We start from the raw sequence: 16670 nt of genomic DNA, 5'->3' as shown, positions 1-16670 counted from the left end.
CGAACCTCCTTATGGCTGTGAGGGTTGATCGGCAAGGTGCTGCTTGTCGGCCCGGGTTGGTCCAGGCGCCCGCCGGGGAATATGGCGGCGCACCAGCACCAGGGCGATCAGTGCCAGCACCATCACCGTTCCCAGCAGCGTCAGATAGCCGTGGGCGCCGCCCTGGGTGATCACCGTGGCACCGACGAAGGCGCTGAGAATCGCGCCCAGGCGCCCGAACGCCAGGGCCGATGCGGTGCCGGTGGCGCGCACGGCGGTGGGATAGATAAAGGCGCACAGCGCATAGAGGGTGGACTGCACGGCGTTGACGAACAGGCCATGCACGCCAAAGCCGAAGATCAGCAGGCTGGTGTTCTGGTTGACGTCCACGGCCTGCATGGCGAAGGCACTGGCCGCGCCGCCCGCGCAGCAGATCAGCAGCGGCCAGAACGAGCCCCAGCGCGTCATGGCGACCGCGCAGAGCAGCGCGCCGATCACCCCGCCCAGGTTGTAGGCGGTAAGGCCCGAACCGGCCACCGCCAGCGACAAGCCTTCGGACAAGAGCATGGTCGGCAGCCAGCTGAAGGCGCTGTAGACCGCGGTCAGGCACATGAAGAACGCCACCCAGACCGCCACGGTATCGCGCCCGTAGCCGGGGGCGAACAAGGCACGGAAGCCGCCCTGCTGCTCGCTCTTCTGCTCCAGCGCATCGGTGTAGCGCACGCCTTCGGGCATCGGTCGGCCCATGCGTCCCAGCAGCGCAGTCAACTCGCCCCAACGCTGCGGCCGGCGCGCCAGGAAACGCGGCGACTCCGGCAGCGTCGCCAACAGCAACAGACCCAGCACGATAGGCAGGCTGCCGCCGATAAAGAACAGCGTGCGCCAGCCATACAGCGGCAGTACGTGGGAGGCGAACAGCCCCGCCAGCATCCCGCCCAGGGGCACACAGACGATGGTCGCGGTGACCGCCAGGGTGCGGCGGCGCGCCGGGGTGAATTCGGCGGTCATGGTGGTGGCGCTGGGCAAGGCACCACCGATGCCCAGCCCGGCGATAAAGCGCAGCGCCGCCACGGTCAGCGCATCCGGCGAGAGGCCGATGGCGCAGGTCGCGGTGCCGAACAGGATCACGCTGGCGATGACCGCCATGCGCCGGCCGAAACGATCGGCGAACAGCCCGGCGCAGGCACTGCCGATGCCCATGCCGATCAGCCCGGCGGCCACCGCGGGGGCGAAGGCCTCGCGGGTGATCCCCCACTCCTTGATCATCAGCGGTATGGCAAAGCCGATGAGCTGGCCGTCGAAACCGTCCATCACGATCGACAGCGCGGCCAGCAACACCACGATCTTCTGCATCCCGGTATAGGGCCCGTCGTCGAGCAAGGTGCCGATATCGGCACTGCCGGAAACCGGGCTCGACCGCTGGGGCCCAGCCTCCATCACTTCACTGACCGAAGTCGTGTTCATAGCCACCTCTTTTTATTGTTGTGGTGTGCGCGCAAGGCGCGCTTGGCATTGCCGGATCTTCTGCCCGGCGCCGGGAGCCCGGACTTTGAGAATCAGGGCTCGATGGTCAGGGTCGGCACCTCGATCAATACCGGGCGATTGCCGGCCAGGGCCGCGCTGAAGGCGGCGGCGAACTCGGCGCGGGTCGCGGCATGCACCGAATGCACGCCATAACCCTGGCCGATGGCGCAGAAGTCCAGGCCGGGAACGTCCAGCCCCGGCGCATCGCTGACCTGCAGCACATCGGCGAACCAGCGCAGCGCGCCGTAGGTGCCGTTCTTGAGGATGATGAACACCACCGGGATGCCGTACTGGGCAGCAGTCCACAGCGCGGTGATGCCGTAGTTGGCCGAGCCGTCGCCGATGATCGCCACCACCCGCCGCCCGGGCGTCGCCAGTTGCACGCCGACCGCGGCCGGCAAGCCGAAACCCAGGCCGCCGGCGGCGGGAAAGAAATAACTGCCGGGCTGGCTCATCTCCACCCGCTGCCAGAACGCGCTCACCGTGGAGGTGGATTCCTTGACGTAGATCGCGTCCCGCGGCGCCAGCTGGTTGATCAGGTCGAAGACTGTTTCCGGACGCAGTAGGACGCCCTCCTCGCGCACCGGCGCCGGCAGCGGCAAGGCACTCGGCAGCGGCCGTTCGCTCTGTGCCAGCACGTCGACCAGAGCTTCGAGAGTCAGGGCGATATCGCCCACCAGCGCATCGCCCATGGGCGCCCGCGCCGCCTCGCCCGGGTCGCAGGTCAGGTGCACCAGTTCGCAGTCCGCCGGCAGGTAATCGCCCGGGGCGTATTGGTGGTAACGGAACACCGGAGCGCCCACCACCAGGATCAAATCGTGCTCGGCCAGGCAGCGGCTGATCCCGGCGATGGCCGCCGGCAGCACGCCACGGAAACACGGGTGGCGGGTGGGGAACGGGCAGCGCGAAGCGGAAGGCGCGACCCAGGCCGGCATGCGCAGTTTTTCCGCCAACTGCACCGCCAGGCCGTTGCTGCCGCTGCCGTCGACATCCGGGCCGAGCACCAGCACCGGGCTACGTGCCGCCGCCAGGCGCTCGGCCAGCGCTTGCAGTTGCGCTGCCGAAGGCAGGCCGGCGCTGGCCACCTGGCGCCGCGCCAGATGCTCGACCCCGGACGGCGCCGCGCAGGCCCAGTCGTCATAGGGAATCGACACGTACACCGGCCCGCGTGGCGCCAGGCTGGCCATATGGATCGCCTGGCTCAGGGTGCGCGGCACGTCCTGGGCCGAGGCCGGCTCATGGCTCCACTTGACCAGGGGCTTGGGCAGCTGCGCCGCATCGACATTGGCCAGCATCGCTTCCACGCCGACCATCGAGCGCACCTGCTGGCCGGCGGTGATCACCAGCGGGCTGTGGGAGTACCAGGCATTGGTCAGCGCGCCCATGCCGTTGCCGGTGCCGGCGGCGGCATGCAGGTTGACGAAGGTCGGCTTGCCGGTGGCCAGGGCGTAACCGTCGGCCATACCGACCACCGCGCCTTCGTGCAGGCCGAGGATGTAGCGGAAGTCCTCGGGAAAACCCTTGAGAAACGGCAGCTCGTTGGAGCCAGGATTACCGAAGATGGTGGTCAGGCCTTGCTCGCGAAGAATCTCGTAGGACGCAGAGTGAACGGTTTTCATAAGGACCCTTGTTGTTAGGTTTCGGGTTACTCTTGCAGCCGCTACGAAATTGATCAAATCGATACTATCTCTATCAAAAATAAAACCTATCTATGTTCATAACGGCAGCAGAGGCGGTATGAGCCACATCGATCTGAACCTGATCCGCACCTTCGTCACCCTCTACGAAGCCCGCAGCGTGACCCTGGCGGCCGAGCGCCTGTTCGTCACCCAGCCCTCGGTCAGCTATGGCCTGGCGCGCCTGCGCGAGCTGTTCGACGACGCCCTGTTCAGCCGCACCCGCGACGGCATCCAGCCGACCTTTGTCGCCGAGCAGCTGTACGGCCCCTTGCGCGAATCCCTGACCCGCATCGAAAGCACCGTGCAGAGCTGCCGCCAGTTCGACCCGGCGAGCACCGAGCGGCGCTTTCGCATCGCCCTCTCCGACCTCGGCGAAATCGGCTTTTTGCCGCTGATCCTGGCGCGCCTGAACCAGGACGCGCCGCTGGCCGAAGTCGAGGTCCTGCCGCTGCAGGTGGACCAGGTCGGCGAATGGCTGGCCAGCGGCAAGGTCGATGCCGCGATCTGCCGCCAGCCGGTCCCCGGCATCCGCAGCCGGGTGCTGATGCACGAGCGTTATGTGTGCCTGCTGAGCACCGGCCATCCGCGCATCGACCAGCAGTTGAGCCTCGAACAGTTCCTCGCCGAACGGCACGTCGCCGTGACCCGCACCACCGGCCACGGCAATGTCGAAGACGTGCTGAAAAACATGCACGTGGAACGGCGCATCAACCTGCATGTGCCGCACTTCTCGGTGCTGCCGAAAATCATTCCCGGCACCGACCTCTTGGCGGTGCTGCCGGCGCAGATCGCCCGGCTGTTCATCCACGAGGGCGAGCTGAAGATGCTCGAACTGCCGTTCCCGGTGGCCGAGTTCGCCGTGTCCCTGAACTGGCACCCCAACAGCGACAGCTCCGCCGCCCTGCGCTGGTTCTGCGACACCATCGCCGACGCCATCATCAGCGGCCAGGGCCATCACTAGTGGCTAGGCCCCGACCATCGCCGGCTGCGCCTGGGCCCGGGCGGGCTTGAGCAGCAACAGGCAGCCGGCGGCGATCACGAACACGCTGGCAAACACCCCGTACAGATGCAGCGGCTGCCAGCCGCCATCCAGCAGGAAGCCGGCCACGGTCGGCGAAAGAATCGCGCCGATGCGGCCGATGCCAATGCCCCAGCCGACGCCCGTGGCGCGCACCGGGGCGTCGTAGACCACCGGCGACAGCGCGTAGAGGCCGGCCACGCAACCGTTGGCAAACAGCCCGATCAGCAGCCCCAGGCCAAGCGCCGCGCCAATCGACGAGGCCGAGCCGACAAACAGCACCAGCAGGCCGGCGGTGATCAGCATGAACAGCGCCAGCACCCGGCCCAGCGGCCAGCGCGAGGCCAGGCCGCCGACCAGCGCCGCGCCGAAGATCCCGCCGACGCTGAGCAGCACCCCGCCGGTGATCCCCTGCTGCGCCGACAGCCCGGCGGCCACCAGCAGTTTCGGGGTCCAGCTCATGACGAAGTAGAAGCCGAACATCACCAGGAAAAACAGCAACCAGATCAGCAAGGTGGTGCGGCGCATGGCCGGCGCCAGCAACTGGCCGAAACCGCTGGGCGCGCCGGGTTGCCTGGGCACCTCTGGCGGCAACTGTTCAAGCTCAGGCTGCTCCAGGCGCCGGGCCAGGCGATTGACCCGTACCAGGGCATTGGCCGGGCGGCGGGCGAGCAGGAAGTCCAGGGATTCGGGCAGCCACAGCAGCACCAGGGGAATCACCAGCCAGGTCACCGCGCCGCCGAACAGGAACACCGAGCGCCAGCCCCAATGGCCCAATAACCACACCGCCAACAGCCCGCCCAGGGTGGCGCCCAGGGCATAACCGGTGGATTGCAGGCTGACCGCCAGGCCGCGCCAGCGCTTGCTCGAATACTCGCTGGCGATCACGTTGCTGCTGGCCAGGATGCCGCCGATACCGAGGCCCGTCAGGCCGCGCAGCAGCGCCAGTTGCAGGGGTGTCTGGCTCAGGGCCGAGAGCAGCATGCCGAGCCCGGACAGCGCCAGGCAGAACAGGATCAATGGGCGCCTGCCAAACCGATCGGCCCAGGGCGCGATAAACAGCGAACCCGCCGCCATGCCGAACAGCCCGGCGCTGAGCAACAGGCCGACCTGCGCCCCGTTCAGCCCCCATTCGGCCGACACCGAGGCCGCGGTGAAGGCCATCACCAGCACGTCGAAACCGTCGATCATGTTCAAGACCATGCAGATGCCGATGGCCAGGCATTGGAAGGAACTCATCGGGCCGCTGTCCACGCGGCTCTTCAGGTCGAGCGTCATGAACGCACCTCCACGCCGCCTACCGGCGACGGCGAGAGGGAAAACAGCGGCATGCACACAGACAGACGGCGGACGGAACCCAGGCGGTTCCGCGCCCTTGATAAGCCATTCATGACGAGACCCTTCTTGTAGTTTTTATCGGGGGACGGCCGGGAGGGACCCGCCATCGCCAGGTGGCTAATCAACCACCCAATGGATCCATTAACAAGAGATGAAATCCATGGAGTCCATGGAAAATTGGCTGAAATACCTGGAGAAATGCTCAGGTACTTTTATTTAAAAGACGAAAATCAATGACTTAACCAAACAGCCATTGACTGATATTTGCGGGCGATTATCGACCAGACTCAAAAGGCGCAGACTGTTGAGGATCCTGTGGCCGTGAATGGCTACAGGACCCAGAAATAATGGATCCAATAAATCAAAACCCTGAAGGCAGATGCTCAGCTTTTCATCAATGGACTGACAATCCGCCTCAAGGGCTGTGACCTTATCTTTCAACGCCCTGCCCCGGGATCGGCCGCCACATTTTGTAAAGCATCCCCGGCCACGGATTGGCGAAATGATTATTGCGCCGGTGGGACATCTGCTAAAACGCGGTTTTTATCCGTACGCGGTGCCACAGCCCATGTCCTCCTCATTCTTCTCGCGCTGGCGACCTCGCTGGTGGTCGCTGCTTGGCATGGCTGCCCTGTTGATAGGCCTGCCGGTGGGCTGCCAGGTGCTGGAACACAAGGAACGCGAACTGGTGTTTCGCGTCGAACCGGGCAACGTCAGTTGGTATCGCGGCCTGCCGGCCGGGGTGCGCGAGCTGGAGTTCAAGGGCGACAGCCTCAAGCCCGAGCAGAACATTCATGCCTGGTGGTGGCCGGCCCAGCGGGCCGATGCGCCGGCCGTCCTTTATCTGCATGGGGTGCGCTGGAACCTCACCGGGCAGCTGTTCCGCATCGAGCAACTGCACGCCCTGGGGTTCTCGGTGCTGGCCATCGACTATCGCGGCTTCGGCCAGAGCCTGGGCGAGCCACCGTCGGAAACCAGCGTCTATGAGGACGCGCGGATCGCCTGGGAGCAATTGCAAAGGCTGCAACCCGACGCCGGCAAACGCCTGATCTACGGCCATTCCCTGGGCGGCGCGGTGGCGGTGGAACTGGCCGCGCAACTGGGGCAACAGGCGGCCAGCGACGGCGCGCCGATCCCGGCCCGTGGCTTGATCGTCGAATCCTCGTTCACCTCCCTGGCCGCTATCGCCGCCGAGCTGGGCAATACCTCGCTGCCGGTGCGCTGGCTGCTGTCGCAGAAGTTCGACTCCCTCGACAAGATCGCCCATATCGGCATGCCGCTGCTGATCGTCCACGGCCTGGACGACCGCTACGTGCCGGCGCGCTTCAGCCAGCAATTGTTCGACGCCGCGCGGCAGCCCAAGCAACTGCTGCTGGTTCCCGGGGCCACCCACAACAACAGCATGCGCCTGGCCGGCGAGCGCTACCGCCAGGCCCTGAACATTTTGTTGCATGCCCGGCCGGCGAAGGTCGCCACCGCGGAACCGGCCCGCGTGCCGACCAGTTGAACCACGAACCGGCACCGTTGCCGTTACGCCCTACTTCTTCAGTCGGATGAGCTCGTCCTTAGACAACCTGTAACAACTCCGGCTGGCCCAGGCAGCGCTTAAATGAGATGGTCTCCTGTTGATTGTTTTGGAGGCATGTCATGACTACATTTCAATTCATCGCAGGCATGGTCTTTTGTCTGGCGGGACTGGGCGTGAGGGCCTACCTGACCCTGCAGCATCCCGGGGAAGAAAAGGCCTGGCGCTCGTCCAGTGTGCGAAAGTCCGCCAAGTAAGCCTTGCCCCCGCCCCTGAATACCGCTGATGGCCTCCTGGCCGGCCCCGCCTGGATCAGGTGGAGGCCCATGGAAAATGCCCGTATCGCGCGATACGGGCATTTTTTTCAGCCCAGGGCATCAGTCATTCCGCCTGATGCCGGCCGGCAACAATGGCAAAATAGCCGCCGCCCATGCCCGAGACCGTCCCATGCCAGCCACCCCCACCCTCACCGCCCGCGAAATCTGCCAGGTGCTCAGAGAACTGGCCCTCGGCACCCGCACCCTGGGTCCATCGAGCCACCGCGTTTTGCTGGCGGACGATAGCTGGCAAGTGCGGCTCGACATCGAAGGCTGGACCCTGACCCTGGTCAACCATGGCCAGACCCTGAGCCACTGCGAGCAATGCCGCTCGCCGGATGGCCGGGTCGAAACGCTCGACGCCTGGCAGCGCTACGGCACCGACCCGGTCAAACTGCTGAGCATCTGGGAACACCAGCAGTTGCAGCGCCTGCTGCAGGCGTTGTGATCCACCTTCATTACACCCACGCCAATCCCCCGTCCGTCCGCCCAAGCCACCGGAACCCGTGTCGTTCATCGGGATAATGGGAATCGGCCATGGCGTTTTTGCCAGGCCTCTATACTCATTTTCGACGAGGCGCGCACCGGCACTGCGAGCCTCATGAGCGCAGTTCCGCCGTGAACATGAAGTCGCCAGCGGCAAAGGATTGCGAGGGGTGTGGCGCCATACGCGTCACCTGGCCTGATGCTGCAAGGAAGGTGCATTCATGAACACGATCCGACAGGATGTGGCAACACTCGGCTCCGGATGGGACAACAAGGTCTTGCTCAACTACGCGCTGGCCATGCGCGAGCTGGACAAACTGCCGATCACCAACCGCAACAGCTGGAAGTTCCTCGGCGCCATCCACGGCTTCGATCGGCAGTTGTGGGTCGAGGTGAATGTCCTGGGCGATTCCGATCCGGTGCCCAAGGACCTGACCAACTTTACCTACGGCAGCCAGTGCCAGCACGGCAGCTGGTACTTCCTGTCCTGGCACCGCGGTTACCTGGCGGCCTTCGAGGCGATTGTCGCGGCCAAGGTCAAGGAACTGACGGGCGACGACTGGGCGCTGCCGTACTGGAACTACCTCAATAGCAAAAACCCGGATGCGCGGCGGGCCCCGGAGGCATTCCTGGCGGACACCCTGCCTGACGGCAGCCCCAACCCGCTGAAGAAATACCCTCGCCGGCAGGGCTTTACCACGCTGCGGCCGAACTCCCTCGATGCCTTCAGCCTGGCAGCGATGCAGGAGAACGATTTCCAGGTCGGCAATGACGGCAGCATCGGCTTCGGCGGCGGGGTCACCGGCAATTTCGCCCAGTTCGCCCGCTGGACCGGCGACCTGGAGAACAACCCGCACAACACCGTGCATCGCCTGATCGGCGGGGGCGAAGGCTTCATGGCCGACCCGTACCTCGCCGCCCTGGACCCGATCTTCTGGTTGCACCATTGCAACGTCGACCGGCTCTGGGAGGCCTGGATGAACACCCCGGGCAAGACCATGGTCCGCGATCCGCGCTGGCTCGACGGTCCGGCCGACCGCCGCTTCATCATGCCGCAGGTCGGCGGCAATGACCCTGGCATGAAATTCACCGGCCGCGACACGTTGAAGGATGGCAAATTGCATCCGCGCTATGCCGACTTGAGCATCGGCACGGGCGTGAAACCGGGAGTAGAGGCCGTGACACGGGTCAAGATGGGTGCGCCGGAACAACAGAACATCGAACCGATCGGTGCCAACCGTTCGGTGGTCACGGTCGGCGGCGCGCCGGTGCGCACCCAGGTCGACCTCGACCGCCAGGCCACCAGCACCGGCATCGCCGCGATGGGCGCGACGGACCTGGGCCAGCCGGTGACCCGGCTCTACCTGGCGCTGGAGTCGGTGCGCGGCTCCGCGCCCTCGCCGCAGCTTGCGGTGTACATCAACCTGCCGAAAGACAGCGATCCGCAGCAGCATCCCGAGTGCCATGCCGGCAGCCTGACGCTGTTCGGGCTGAACGTCGCCTCGCGCCCGGACGGTGGCCATGGCGGCCACGGGCTCGGCTATACGATCGACATCACCGACCTGGCCCAGCGGCTGACCGATGCCGGCGATTTCGATCCCGACTATCTGCGGGTGACCCTGGTCCCAGGCGAGCAGGTATCGGCGGATAAACCGGTGACCGTGGAGCGGATCAGCGTGCTCAAGCGCAGCGGTATCGTCAGCTGAGTCACGCCCCATGCAACCCGGACCGGTCTTGCTCAGCTTCACCCGGGCGCCCTGGCCGTTGCTGTTCGCGACGGCCGGGCTGGGCCTGGCCCTGTGTCTCTACACCGCCGGGCACAGCACCCTGCCCGCCTTCTGCGGTTCCGCGCTGTCCATCGTTGCCAGTTGGCCCACCGTGCTGGAGGCCGAGCTGGCCCTGAACCCGGTGCAGCAGATGCTGGCCGACTGGGCCCTGATGCTGCTGGCGATGATGCCGCCGCTGCTGGCAATGCCACTCATGCATGTCTGGCGCTCCAGCCTGCCGCGCCGGCGCATTCGCGCGGCGCTCGGCTTCCTGCTGGGCTACAGCGCCTTATGGCTGGCCGCCGGACCGCTGCTGATGGTGCTCGCCTTATTGCTGCAACTGAGCGTCGCCGACGCGGCGCTGGCCACGGCGCTGCTGGTTGCCCTGCTGTGGAGTGCCAGCCCGTGGCAACGCGCGGCGCTCAACCGTGGCCACCGCATGCGCCGGATCGGCCTCTTCGGCTGGGCCGCCGACCGCGATTGCCTGGTCTTCGGCGCAAGCCACGGCGCCTGGTGCATCGCCTCATGCTGGGCCTGGATGCTGATGCCGCTGCTGGGCGGGGCCTGGCACATTCCACTGATGCTGGTGGCCGGGGCCATCATGCTGGTCGAACGCCTGGCACCCGGCGATCGGCCGCGCTGGCACTGGCCGGTGATGCTCCCCCGGCTCGATCTCTGGCTCCTGACTACGCGCAAGGTGGCGCACTCCCATGACTAGACGGACCTGCCTGGCGATCGGCGTGAGCACGCTGACGCCGTTGCCAAACCAGACGCTGCGCTTCGCCTACCTGGACGGCGCCGTGCTCGCCGCCCGTTCGATCGGCGACTGGGCGCTGCGCTCGGGCTTCGGCGCCGACAACGTCAGGATCGTCGACGACGGCCCGATAGACGGCCAGGGCAATCCGGTCACCCGCGAACGGGTGCAACAAGCGGTGGATGAGCTGTTTCCCTCGGGCGCCGAAGTGGTCGAGCAATTGATCCTGGCGTTTTGCGGCCACGGCCTGACCGACGCGAATATCGGCTCGATCTCCTGGCTGTTCAGCGACTCGCTGCGCCAGAAGTACCGCGTCCTGGCCGACTCGTTCTACACCGAGTTGCTGCTGCACGGCGTGCAGCGCATCACCCTGATTACCGATGCCTGCCGCGAGGCGCCGAAGAATCTCGACCTGACGCGACTGGATGCGGTGCGCGGAATCGTCGTGCAAGGCACGCAAGTGGAAAACCCCAGGTTCGACCGCCTGGCCGCCTGCCAGGACGGGCAGCTGGGTTACATGGTGTCCGAACCGATGTCCGGCGCTCCGGGCAAATGCGTGTTCTCCGGGGTGATCGCCGATGCGCTGTGGGGCATCGAGCCGACCGCCATCAGCAATGGCCTGATCACCACCGCGACCCTCGGCATGTGCGTGCGCTCGCGCACCACCGAGCGGGCGAAAGAGTATCGCCTCAAGCTCAACCCGCAATGCCTGGTCGATCCGGAACCGGCCGTGCTCTACAACACCGCCCAGCCGTTGCCGGGCCCCGCCGGGTTGCAGCCCTGGCCGGCCGCGGGCAACGCCGCCACCATGGGCCCGGCCGCCGGCCCGACGGATTCCGCCGAGCACAATCTGGAGCGGGTACACAGCGACGCGGCCTTTCGCGAGCGCATGCTCGGCGCCGATTTCGGACTCAAGCAGCATGACCTGGCGGTTCCCGCCGACCAGATGATCAGCATTCCCGACTCCAGCAAGGAGCTGCTGCAGGATCTGGTGGTGCTCCGCCAGCAGAGCCCGCGTTTTCCCGAGAAGAAACAGAAGGTCAAGGCGCTGGTCCAGCGCCTGGAAGCGGATGCCGCCGCCGATATGCGCAAATCCGCGGCCACCGAGGTTCGCCGCCGGATGAAACAGATCGGCGACCCCGGCGAGGCCAACCTGATCGTCTACGGCGAGGGCGCGAAGCTCTTGTCCCGCAACCCGATCGAGCGACTGGACAGCACCTCGCGGTTCGAAACGTTCCGCGCCACCAGCGATCCCCGGGGGATGCCGGTCCTGGTGGCGCTGGCCGATGGCACCTTCACCCCGGTGGTGCCTTATGCGGGTCAGTACGCCGTGGTGATGCCCAGCCCCCTCGGCGATATTTTCCAGGCCTATGGCATGCCCAAGGCCCCCGACAGATACCTGGCGATGCTCGGCGCGATCGACGATTTCGCCGCTGGCCGGCTACAGGCCGAAGACATCGACCAGTTCGCCGCTGGCGTGTGCCATAAAAAGCATGCCGACCCCATGCTGGGTGTGATCTGCGCCTACCTGTACCGCGCCGTGGCCGACTACGACAGCATCCGGCGCCTGGCGTATTTTTATGCCGCCCAGGACCAGCCGGTGCCTTTCGACATTGCCTTGCTCGGGGCGATGCGGGTGACCCAGGAGGCAGACGGCACCCCACGCTTGCAGATACCGGCCGTCAAGGCGCGCGCGCTGCGACCCAAGGCGGCCAAGGCCCCTGATTATGTCCGGCGCGCGACACCCGCGGTGCAGGCCTGGATCGGCGGGCGTTGCCCCTGGCTGGGGCTGGGCTGGGACTATGTCAACGACCCGCGGTCGGAATGGGCCGCACTGGTCGAAGGGCTGGCCGAGCATGCCAGATTGGTGCGGCACAGCGGATCCACGGTGCTGCCGGGCAAGGTGGCGCGCAAGCTGGCAAAAGCCTGGCACCTGCGATCATCGGCCCGGGAAGACCTGACGCGACCCGCGGTAGCCCGCCAGGTACCCGCCAAGGAAACGAACCGACCCTCGCAACGGTCTGAACAGTGATGGCATTGAGAATGGGGCCGCGCCACGCCCTGTCATTCACACTGGAGGTCTCGTCATGAGCGCCCTGACAATCGAAGGCTGGTGCAAGGCCAGCGATGGGCAAAAATCCACGCCGCTGGGAGAGATCCATTTCTACGTCGATGGCCCCCTGCACCTGCGCCTGGAAGAAGCCGAGGAACGCCTGCAGAAAACCCATGAACAGGAGGCCATGGTCGACGTCGACATGGACACCATGGAGCTGATCATGCCCGAGGGGTACAGCCCCCTGTCCGACTGCCGGATGCGCGTCTATTTGCAGCACGGTCGCGGCCAGTTCCACCTGGTGGGGCACCGAGCCAGCGATGGCAGCCTGATCTACAGCAACGCGGTGCTGATCGACCAGCTGCTGTAGCAAAGCGGCTTCTGCGCCAGCGCCATTTCATCCGGGCGTTATCGCTCCCGAGGCTCACCAGAGGCCGGGAACCAAGCGCCAGCGCACCCGCTGGCAATAGTCGGCATAACCGGGCAACTCGGCCTGCAACAGCGGGTCCTCCCATGACGTGCGCAGGACCAGCAGCGCCGCAGCCAGCGCCGCGGGAACCAGCGCCAGCAGTTTTTTGTCCCAGTTTTGGGTACCCGCCTGGAAGCGGCTGCGCGCGCAGCCCCCTGCCCAATCCGGCGCCGAGACGCGCAACTGCGCTCGGTCGCTCACCCCTATCGGCAGCTTGGCAACTCGCTTTCACATCCGTATATTCGAATAACCATATATTCAAGCCCGTGACTGTTTAACGTCATGGCTCCCCCCTCTGCCCGGAAGCCCCGATGAAAATCCTCTTCATGTGCACCGCCAACAGCTGCCGCAGCGTTCTTTGCGAAGCCCTGTTCAACCATCTGGCGCCGGCCGCTCACCAGGCGGTGAGTTCGGGCAGCTTCCCCGGCGGCACGCTCAACGCCCGCGCCCTGGCCACCCTGGAACAGGCCGGTGTCAGCACCGCCGGCCTGTATAGCAAAGGTTCGGAGGTCTTCGCCGACAGCCCACCCGATATCGTCATCACCGTCTGCGACAAGGCCAGTGGCGAGCCCTGCCCGGTGTATTTCGGCCCGGCGCTGAAAAGCCACTGGGGGCTGGAGGACCCTTCCGAGGTCCAGGGCGATGAGCAGGCAATCCAGGCCGCCTTCGAGCAGACCGCGCGGAAAATCCGCCAGCGCTGCGCCGCCTTCTTCGCCCTGGACCTCGACCACCTTTCACCCACCGAGCTGAAAAATGCCCTCGACCGCATCGGAGCGCTGTGATGAGCGACGACCGCAAGCCCAGCGAAGAACAGCTGTCCGCCCTCGATCTCGAACTGCTGCAAGCCTTGGCGCCGGAGCATCTGGAGACCCCGGCAACCGCCGCGCACAAACCGCGCATCCTGCTGCTCTACGGCTCCACCCGCGAGCGCTCGTTCAGCCGCCTGCTGACCCGGGAAGCGGCGCGCATTCTCGAATTCCTCGGCGCCGAAACCTACATCTTCGACCCCAGCGGCCTGCCCCTGCCGGACGATGCGCCGGCGGACCACCCCAAGGTCCGGGAACTGCGCGAACGGGTGCTGTGGTCCGAGGGCCAGGTCTGGTGCTCGCCGGAACGCCACGGCGCCATGTCGGCGGTGTTCAAGGCGCAGATCGACTGGATCCCCTTGACCCTCGGCGCGGTACGCCCGACCCAGGGCAAGACCCTGGCGGTGATGCAGGTCTGCGGCGGCTCGCAGTCGTTCAACACGGTCAACCAGCTGCGCGTACTGGGCCGCTGGATGCGCATGTTCACCCTCCCCAACCAGTCCTCGGTGCCCAAGGCCTTTCTCGAATTCGATGACGACGACCGCATGAAGGCCTCGCCCTTCTACGACCGGGTGGTGGATGTGATGGAGGAACTGATGAAGTTCACCCTGCTCCTGCGCGGCCGCGCCGACCTGCTGGTGGACCGCTACTCGGAACGCAAGGAAAGCGCCGCGGCGCTGTCCAGCCGGGTCAATCAGCGTTCGATCTAGGTTCACGGAATTCCAGCGCAAGAGACCGAGTGCAGCGCCAGGCATTGCTGGTTAATCTCTGGCAACGCCCTTCGCCCAGGACTCTCCATGCCCGATCCGTTTCTTGAGGCCCGCGCCTTTCTGGCCGGGCTCGACCTCGACTGGGCTCGTCACGTCGAGGCGGTCGGCCCTTGCCTGCACCAGGCCAAGCCGGCCCGCGAACCCTGCGAGGCGCTGGTGCGGGCGATTGCCTATCAGCAACTGCACGCTCGCGCCGGCGATGCGATTCTCGGGCGCTTCCTGGGGTTGTATGGGCAAACCTTCCCCTCCCCCGAGCAGATCCTCGCCACCGATTTCGAGGCATTGCGCGCCTGCGGTTTTTCCGCCGGCAAGATCGCCACTATCCGTGGCATCGCCGCGGCGACCCTGAGCGGTGTGGTGCCGGATTACCAGGCGGCCCGAGCCATGGACGACGAGGCGCTGATCGAGCGCTTGACCCGCCTGCGCGGCATCGGTCGCTGGACCGTGGAGATGCTGCTGATCTACAGCCTGGAACGCCTGGACATCCTGCCCGCCGACGACTTCGGCGTGCGCGAAGGCTACCGGCGCCTGAAGGGTCTGGAGCAGCAGCCGACCCGCAAGCAGATGATCGAGATCGGCCTGTCCTTGCGCCCGCATCGTACGGTGGCGGCCTGGTATCTGTGGCGGGTGCCGGCGCGCTGACGGATGTGTTCATCGCGCAGGTGCAGGCAGGTACAGCGGGATGCCAACACCTGTAGCCGCTGCCGAGCCCGCGAGGCTGCGATCGGGGCGCAGCCCCGTAAACCTGGCGATGCAGTTGGCGTTGGCCTGGCGACCGCTACGCGGTCGATCGCAGCCTCGCAGGCTCGTCAGCGGCTACAGGAGGGACGGATGAACGCCGAAAAAAGCTGGCGGTTGCTCGATGCCCAGGGCAATACCTTTCTCAGCGAACAACCGGGCACCCTCGGCGGCCACCGTGGCAGCCGGATCTACGGACGGCTGGATTGCCCGGCCGCCCTGCGCGCCATCGCCCGTGGCGGTTATGTCCGCCAGCGGGTGTTCTTTGCCGACGAGGCCAGCGCCCGCAGCGCCGGTTATCGACCCTGCGCCCGCTGCCTGCCGCAAGCCTACGCCGCCTGGCGCGCGCTCACAGCCCCGACTTGAGGCGGCTGAAGGCGCGGATCAACGCACGGTTGAAGGCCTTGCCGTTGTCGTTCTTGCTGTACAGCGAGGCCCGCACCTCGGGGGTCGGGTAGGTGCCTGGGTCGTTGCGAATCGCCGGATCGACCAGGGCATCCGCTGCGCTGATGGCATTGGCGTAATGGATGGTGTCGGTGATCGGCGCGATCACCTGCGGGGTCATCAGGTAATCCATCAACGCCAGCCCGGCCTCGGGGTGCGGGGCGTCCTTGGGGATGACCATGGCGTCGAACCAGATCAGCGTGCCCTCCCTGGGGATGCGATAGCGCAAGGTGAAGGGCTTGTGCGCCGCCTCGGCCTGCCCGGCGGCGATCGCCACGTTGCCGTTCCACGACATGGCCACGCAGGTGTTGCCGTTGGCCAGGTCGCTGATGTTCAGGTCGTTGTCGAAGTAGCGGATATAGGGCCGGATCTTCGCCAGTTGCTGCTCGGCGAGTTTCAAGTCGTCGAGGTTCTGCCGGTTGATGTCCAGGCCCAGGTACTTCATCACCGCGGCGAACACCTCGTTGGGATCGTTGAGCAGGCTGACCCCGCAGTCGGCGAATTTCGCCACCACCGCCGGATCGAACAGCATCGCCCAGCTGTCCCGCGGCGCATCGGCCAGGCGCTGGCTGACCGCCTGCTCCTGATAACCGACACCGGTGGTGCCCCAGGCATAGATCCCGGCATAACGGTTGCCCGGGTCGAACACCGCCATATGCTGGCGGAACTCCTCGCCGACCCCGGCCAGGTGCGGCAGGCGCTGCTTGTCCAGCGGCTGGAGCGCGCCGCTGGCGATGGCCCGGGACAGGTGCTGGCCGGCGGTCAGCACCAGGTCGTAGCCGCTGCGCCCGGTGAGCAGCTTGGTCTCCACGGTCTCCAGGGAATCGAAGTGATCGACCACCACGCGGATGCCGGTCTGGCGCTCGAAGTTGTCCAGGGTGTCCGGGGCCAGGTACTCGCCCCAGATATACAGATTGACCGTGGGTTCGGCCTCGTCGGCCGCCTGGGCGCACAACGGCGCCAGCACCAGCAGCAACGCGCGGCCCAGCCTGTGCAGGTTCATG

General features: G+C 66.2%; 17 protein-coding genes. 12 read left to right on the top strand and 5 right to left on the bottom strand.

Going from position 1 to position 16670, the window contains the following annotated elements:
- Positions 1–9: 9 nt before the first annotated feature.
- Together AC3RCP_RS13675 and mdlC are read right to left on the bottom strand one after the other, a co-directional pair.
- Positions 10–1443, bottom strand: coding sequence for an MFS transporter (locus AC3RCP_RS13675; RefSeq protein ID WP_492569975.1), 1434 nt, complete (start codon positions 1441–1443; stop codon positions 10–12).
- A gap of 92 nt (positions 1444–1535) precedes the next feature.
- A complete protein-coding gene (gene mdlC / locus AC3RCP_RS13670) occupies positions 1536–3122 on the bottom strand; it encodes a benzoylformate decarboxylase (protein WP_492569973.1) in 1587 nt (528 codons plus the stop codon).
- Between the two features lie 118 nt (positions 3123–3240).
- Here mdlC and AC3RCP_RS13665 point away from each other — a divergent pair, with 118 nt between their 5' ends.
- On the top strand, positions 3241–4143 hold the full coding sequence (locus tag AC3RCP_RS13665) for a LysR family transcriptional regulator (protein WP_492569971.1): 903 nt from the start codon (positions 3241–3243) through the stop codon (positions 4141–4143).
- 3 nt (positions 4144–4146) lie between these two features.
- On the opposite strand, the gene AC3RCP_RS13660 is transcribed toward AC3RCP_RS13665, so the two are convergent.
- Positions 4147–5478 carry an MFS transporter gene (locus AC3RCP_RS13660; protein ID WP_101337660.1) on the bottom strand — a complete coding sequence of 444 codons (1332 nt, stop codon included), beginning with the start codon at positions 5476–5478 and terminating at the stop codon, positions 4147–4149.
- Positions 5479–6106: 628 nt separating this feature from the next.
- Between AC3RCP_RS13660 and AC3RCP_RS13655 the strand changes: the two genes are divergently transcribed.
- From AC3RCP_RS13655 to AC3RCP_RS13625, 7 genes are all read left to right on the top strand, one after another.
- The gene (locus tag AC3RCP_RS13655) at positions 6107–7045 is read left to right on the top strand and encodes an alpha/beta hydrolase (RefSeq protein WP_492569969.1); all 939 of its coding nucleotides are present in this window, start codon (positions 6107–6109) and stop codon (positions 7043–7045) included.
- 140 nt (positions 7046–7185) lie between these two features.
- Positions 7186–7320, top strand: coding sequence for a hypothetical protein (locus AC3RCP_RS13650; protein ID WP_007931277.1), 135 nt, complete (start codon positions 7186–7188; stop codon positions 7318–7320).
- Positions 7321–7510: 190 nt separating this feature from the next.
- Entirely contained in the window at positions 7511–7828 is a 318-nt protein-coding gene (locus tag AC3RCP_RS13645; protein ID WP_101339419.1) for a DUF7693 family protein, read from the top strand.
- A gap of 259 nt (positions 7829–8087) precedes the next feature.
- Positions 8088–9572: a tyrosinase family protein gene (locus AC3RCP_RS13640; protein WP_101337659.1), complete on the top strand. Its 1485-nt coding sequence runs from the start codon at positions 8088–8090 to the stop codon at positions 9570–9572.
- 10 nt (positions 9573–9582) lie between these two features.
- Complete coding sequence (locus AC3RCP_RS13635; RefSeq protein WP_492569967.1) at positions 9583–10350, top strand: copper chaperone; 768 nt, start codon at positions 9583–9585, stop codon at positions 10348–10350.
- Positions 10343–12418 carry a hypothetical protein gene (locus AC3RCP_RS13630; protein WP_492569965.1) on the top strand — a complete coding sequence of 692 codons (2076 nt, stop codon included), beginning with the start codon at positions 10343–10345 and terminating at the stop codon, positions 12416–12418. The genes AC3RCP_RS13635 and AC3RCP_RS13630 overlap by 8 nt, the downstream gene beginning before the upstream one ends.
- A gap of 55 nt (positions 12419–12473) precedes the next feature.
- Positions 12474–12809, top strand: a complete 336-nt coding sequence (locus AC3RCP_RS13625) for a hypothetical protein (RefSeq protein ID WP_007931271.1) — start codon at positions 12474–12476, stop codon at positions 12807–12809.
- Positions 12810–12863: 54 nt separating this feature from the next.
- On the opposite strand, the gene AC3RCP_RS13620 is transcribed toward AC3RCP_RS13625, so the two are convergent.
- Positions 12864–13109, bottom strand: a complete 246-nt coding sequence (locus tag AC3RCP_RS13620; protein ID WP_492569963.1) for a hypothetical protein — start codon at positions 13107–13109, stop codon at positions 12864–12866.
- A 110-nt stretch (positions 13110–13219) separates the two neighbouring features.
- Between AC3RCP_RS13620 and AC3RCP_RS13615 the strand changes: the two genes are divergently transcribed.
- The 4 genes from AC3RCP_RS13615 (at position 13220) to AC3RCP_RS13600 (ending at position 15588) form a co-directional block, all read left to right on the top strand.
- The gene (locus AC3RCP_RS13615; protein WP_101337656.1) at positions 13220–13690 is read left to right on the top strand and encodes an arsenate reductase ArsC; all 471 of its coding nucleotides are present in this window, start codon (positions 13220–13222) and stop codon (positions 13688–13690) included.
- Positions 13690–14424 (top strand): arsenical resistance protein ArsH, encoded by a 735-nt coding sequence (gene arsH, locus AC3RCP_RS13610; RefSeq protein ID WP_101337655.1) that lies wholly within the window; start codon positions 13690–13692, stop codon positions 14422–14424. Before AC3RCP_RS13615 ends, arsH begins: the two co-directional genes overlap by 1 nt.
- An 87-nt stretch (positions 14425–14511) precedes the next feature.
- Positions 14512–15126: a DNA-3-methyladenine glycosylase family protein gene (locus AC3RCP_RS13605; protein WP_101337654.1), complete on the top strand. Its 615-nt coding sequence runs from the start codon at positions 14512–14514 to the stop codon at positions 15124–15126.
- Between the two features lie 189 nt (positions 15127–15315).
- Positions 15316–15588, top strand: coding sequence for an Ada metal-binding domain-containing protein (locus AC3RCP_RS13600; protein ID WP_101337653.1), 273 nt, complete (start codon positions 15316–15318; stop codon positions 15586–15588).
- On the opposite strand, the gene AC3RCP_RS13595 is transcribed toward AC3RCP_RS13600, so the two are convergent.
- Positions 15572–16669 (bottom strand): extracellular solute-binding protein, encoded by a 1098-nt coding sequence (locus AC3RCP_RS13595; RefSeq protein ID WP_124320523.1) that lies wholly within the window; start codon positions 16667–16669, stop codon positions 15572–15574. The genes AC3RCP_RS13600 and AC3RCP_RS13595 overlap by 17 nt on opposite strands.
- Position 16670: the final 1 nt, after the last annotated feature.

The sequence above is a fragment of the Pseudomonas sp. GW822-FHT05A08 genome (genome assembly GCF_058800485.1).
The sequence above is the reverse complement of the archived record's forward strand: the minus strand, read 5'-3'. Positions and strand labels throughout refer to the sequence as shown.

Excerpts from the sequence above, each read along its gene's own strand:
- AC3RCP_RS13635 (WP_492569967.1), top strand. The coding sequence starts at position 9,583 with ATGCAACCCGGACCGGTCTTGCTCAGCTTCACCCGGGCGCCCTGGCCG.
- AC3RCP_RS13605 (WP_101337654.1), top strand. The coding sequence starts at position 14,512 with ATGCCCGATCCGTTTCTTGAGGCCCGCGCCTTTCTGGCCGGGCTCGAC.
- AC3RCP_RS13650 (WP_007931277.1), top strand. The coding sequence starts at position 7,186 with ATGACTACATTTCAATTCATCGCAGGCATGGTCTTTTGTCTGGCGGGA.
- AC3RCP_RS13600 (WP_101337653.1), top strand. The coding sequence starts at position 15,316 with ATGAACGCCGAAAAAAGCTGGCGGTTGCTCGATGCCCAGGGCAATACC.
- AC3RCP_RS13655 (WP_492569969.1), top strand. The coding sequence starts at position 6,107 with ATGTCCTCCTCATTCTTCTCGCGCTGGCGACCTCGCTGGTGGTCGCTG.
- AC3RCP_RS13660 (WP_101337660.1), bottom strand. The coding sequence starts at position 5,478 with ATGACGCTCGACCTGAAGAGCCGCGTGGACAGCGGCCCGATGAGTTCC.
- arsH (WP_101337655.1), top strand. The coding sequence starts at position 13,690 with ATGAGCGACGACCGCAAGCCCAGCGAAGAACAGCTGTCCGCCCTCGAT.
- AC3RCP_RS13630 (WP_492569965.1), top strand. The coding sequence starts at position 10,343 with ATGACTAGACGGACCTGCCTGGCGATCGGCGTGAGCACGCTGACGCCG.
- AC3RCP_RS13645 (WP_101339419.1), top strand. The coding sequence starts at position 7,511 with ATGCCAGCCACCCCCACCCTCACCGCCCGCGAAATCTGCCAGGTGCTC.
- AC3RCP_RS13595 (WP_124320523.1), bottom strand. The coding sequence starts at position 16,669 with ATGAACCTGCACAGGCTGGGCCGCGCGTTGCTGCTGGTGCTGGCGCCG.
- AC3RCP_RS13625 (WP_007931271.1), top strand. The coding sequence starts at position 12,474 with ATGAGCGCCCTGACAATCGAAGGCTGGTGCAAGGCCAGCGATGGGCAA.
- mdlC (WP_492569973.1), bottom strand. The coding sequence starts at position 3,122 with ATGAAAACCGTTCACTCTGCGTCCTACGAGATTCTTCGCGAGCAAGGC.
- AC3RCP_RS13640 (WP_101337659.1), top strand. The coding sequence starts at position 8,088 with ATGAACACGATCCGACAGGATGTGGCAACACTCGGCTCCGGATGGGAC.
- AC3RCP_RS13615 (WP_101337656.1), top strand. The coding sequence starts at position 13,220 with ATGAAAATCCTCTTCATGTGCACCGCCAACAGCTGCCGCAGCGTTCTT.
- AC3RCP_RS13665 (WP_492569971.1), top strand. The coding sequence starts at position 3,241 with ATGAGCCACATCGATCTGAACCTGATCCGCACCTTCGTCACCCTCTAC.
- AC3RCP_RS13675 (WP_492569975.1), bottom strand. The coding sequence starts at position 1,443 with ATGAACACGACTTCGGTCAGTGAAGTGATGGAGGCTGGGCCCCAGCGG.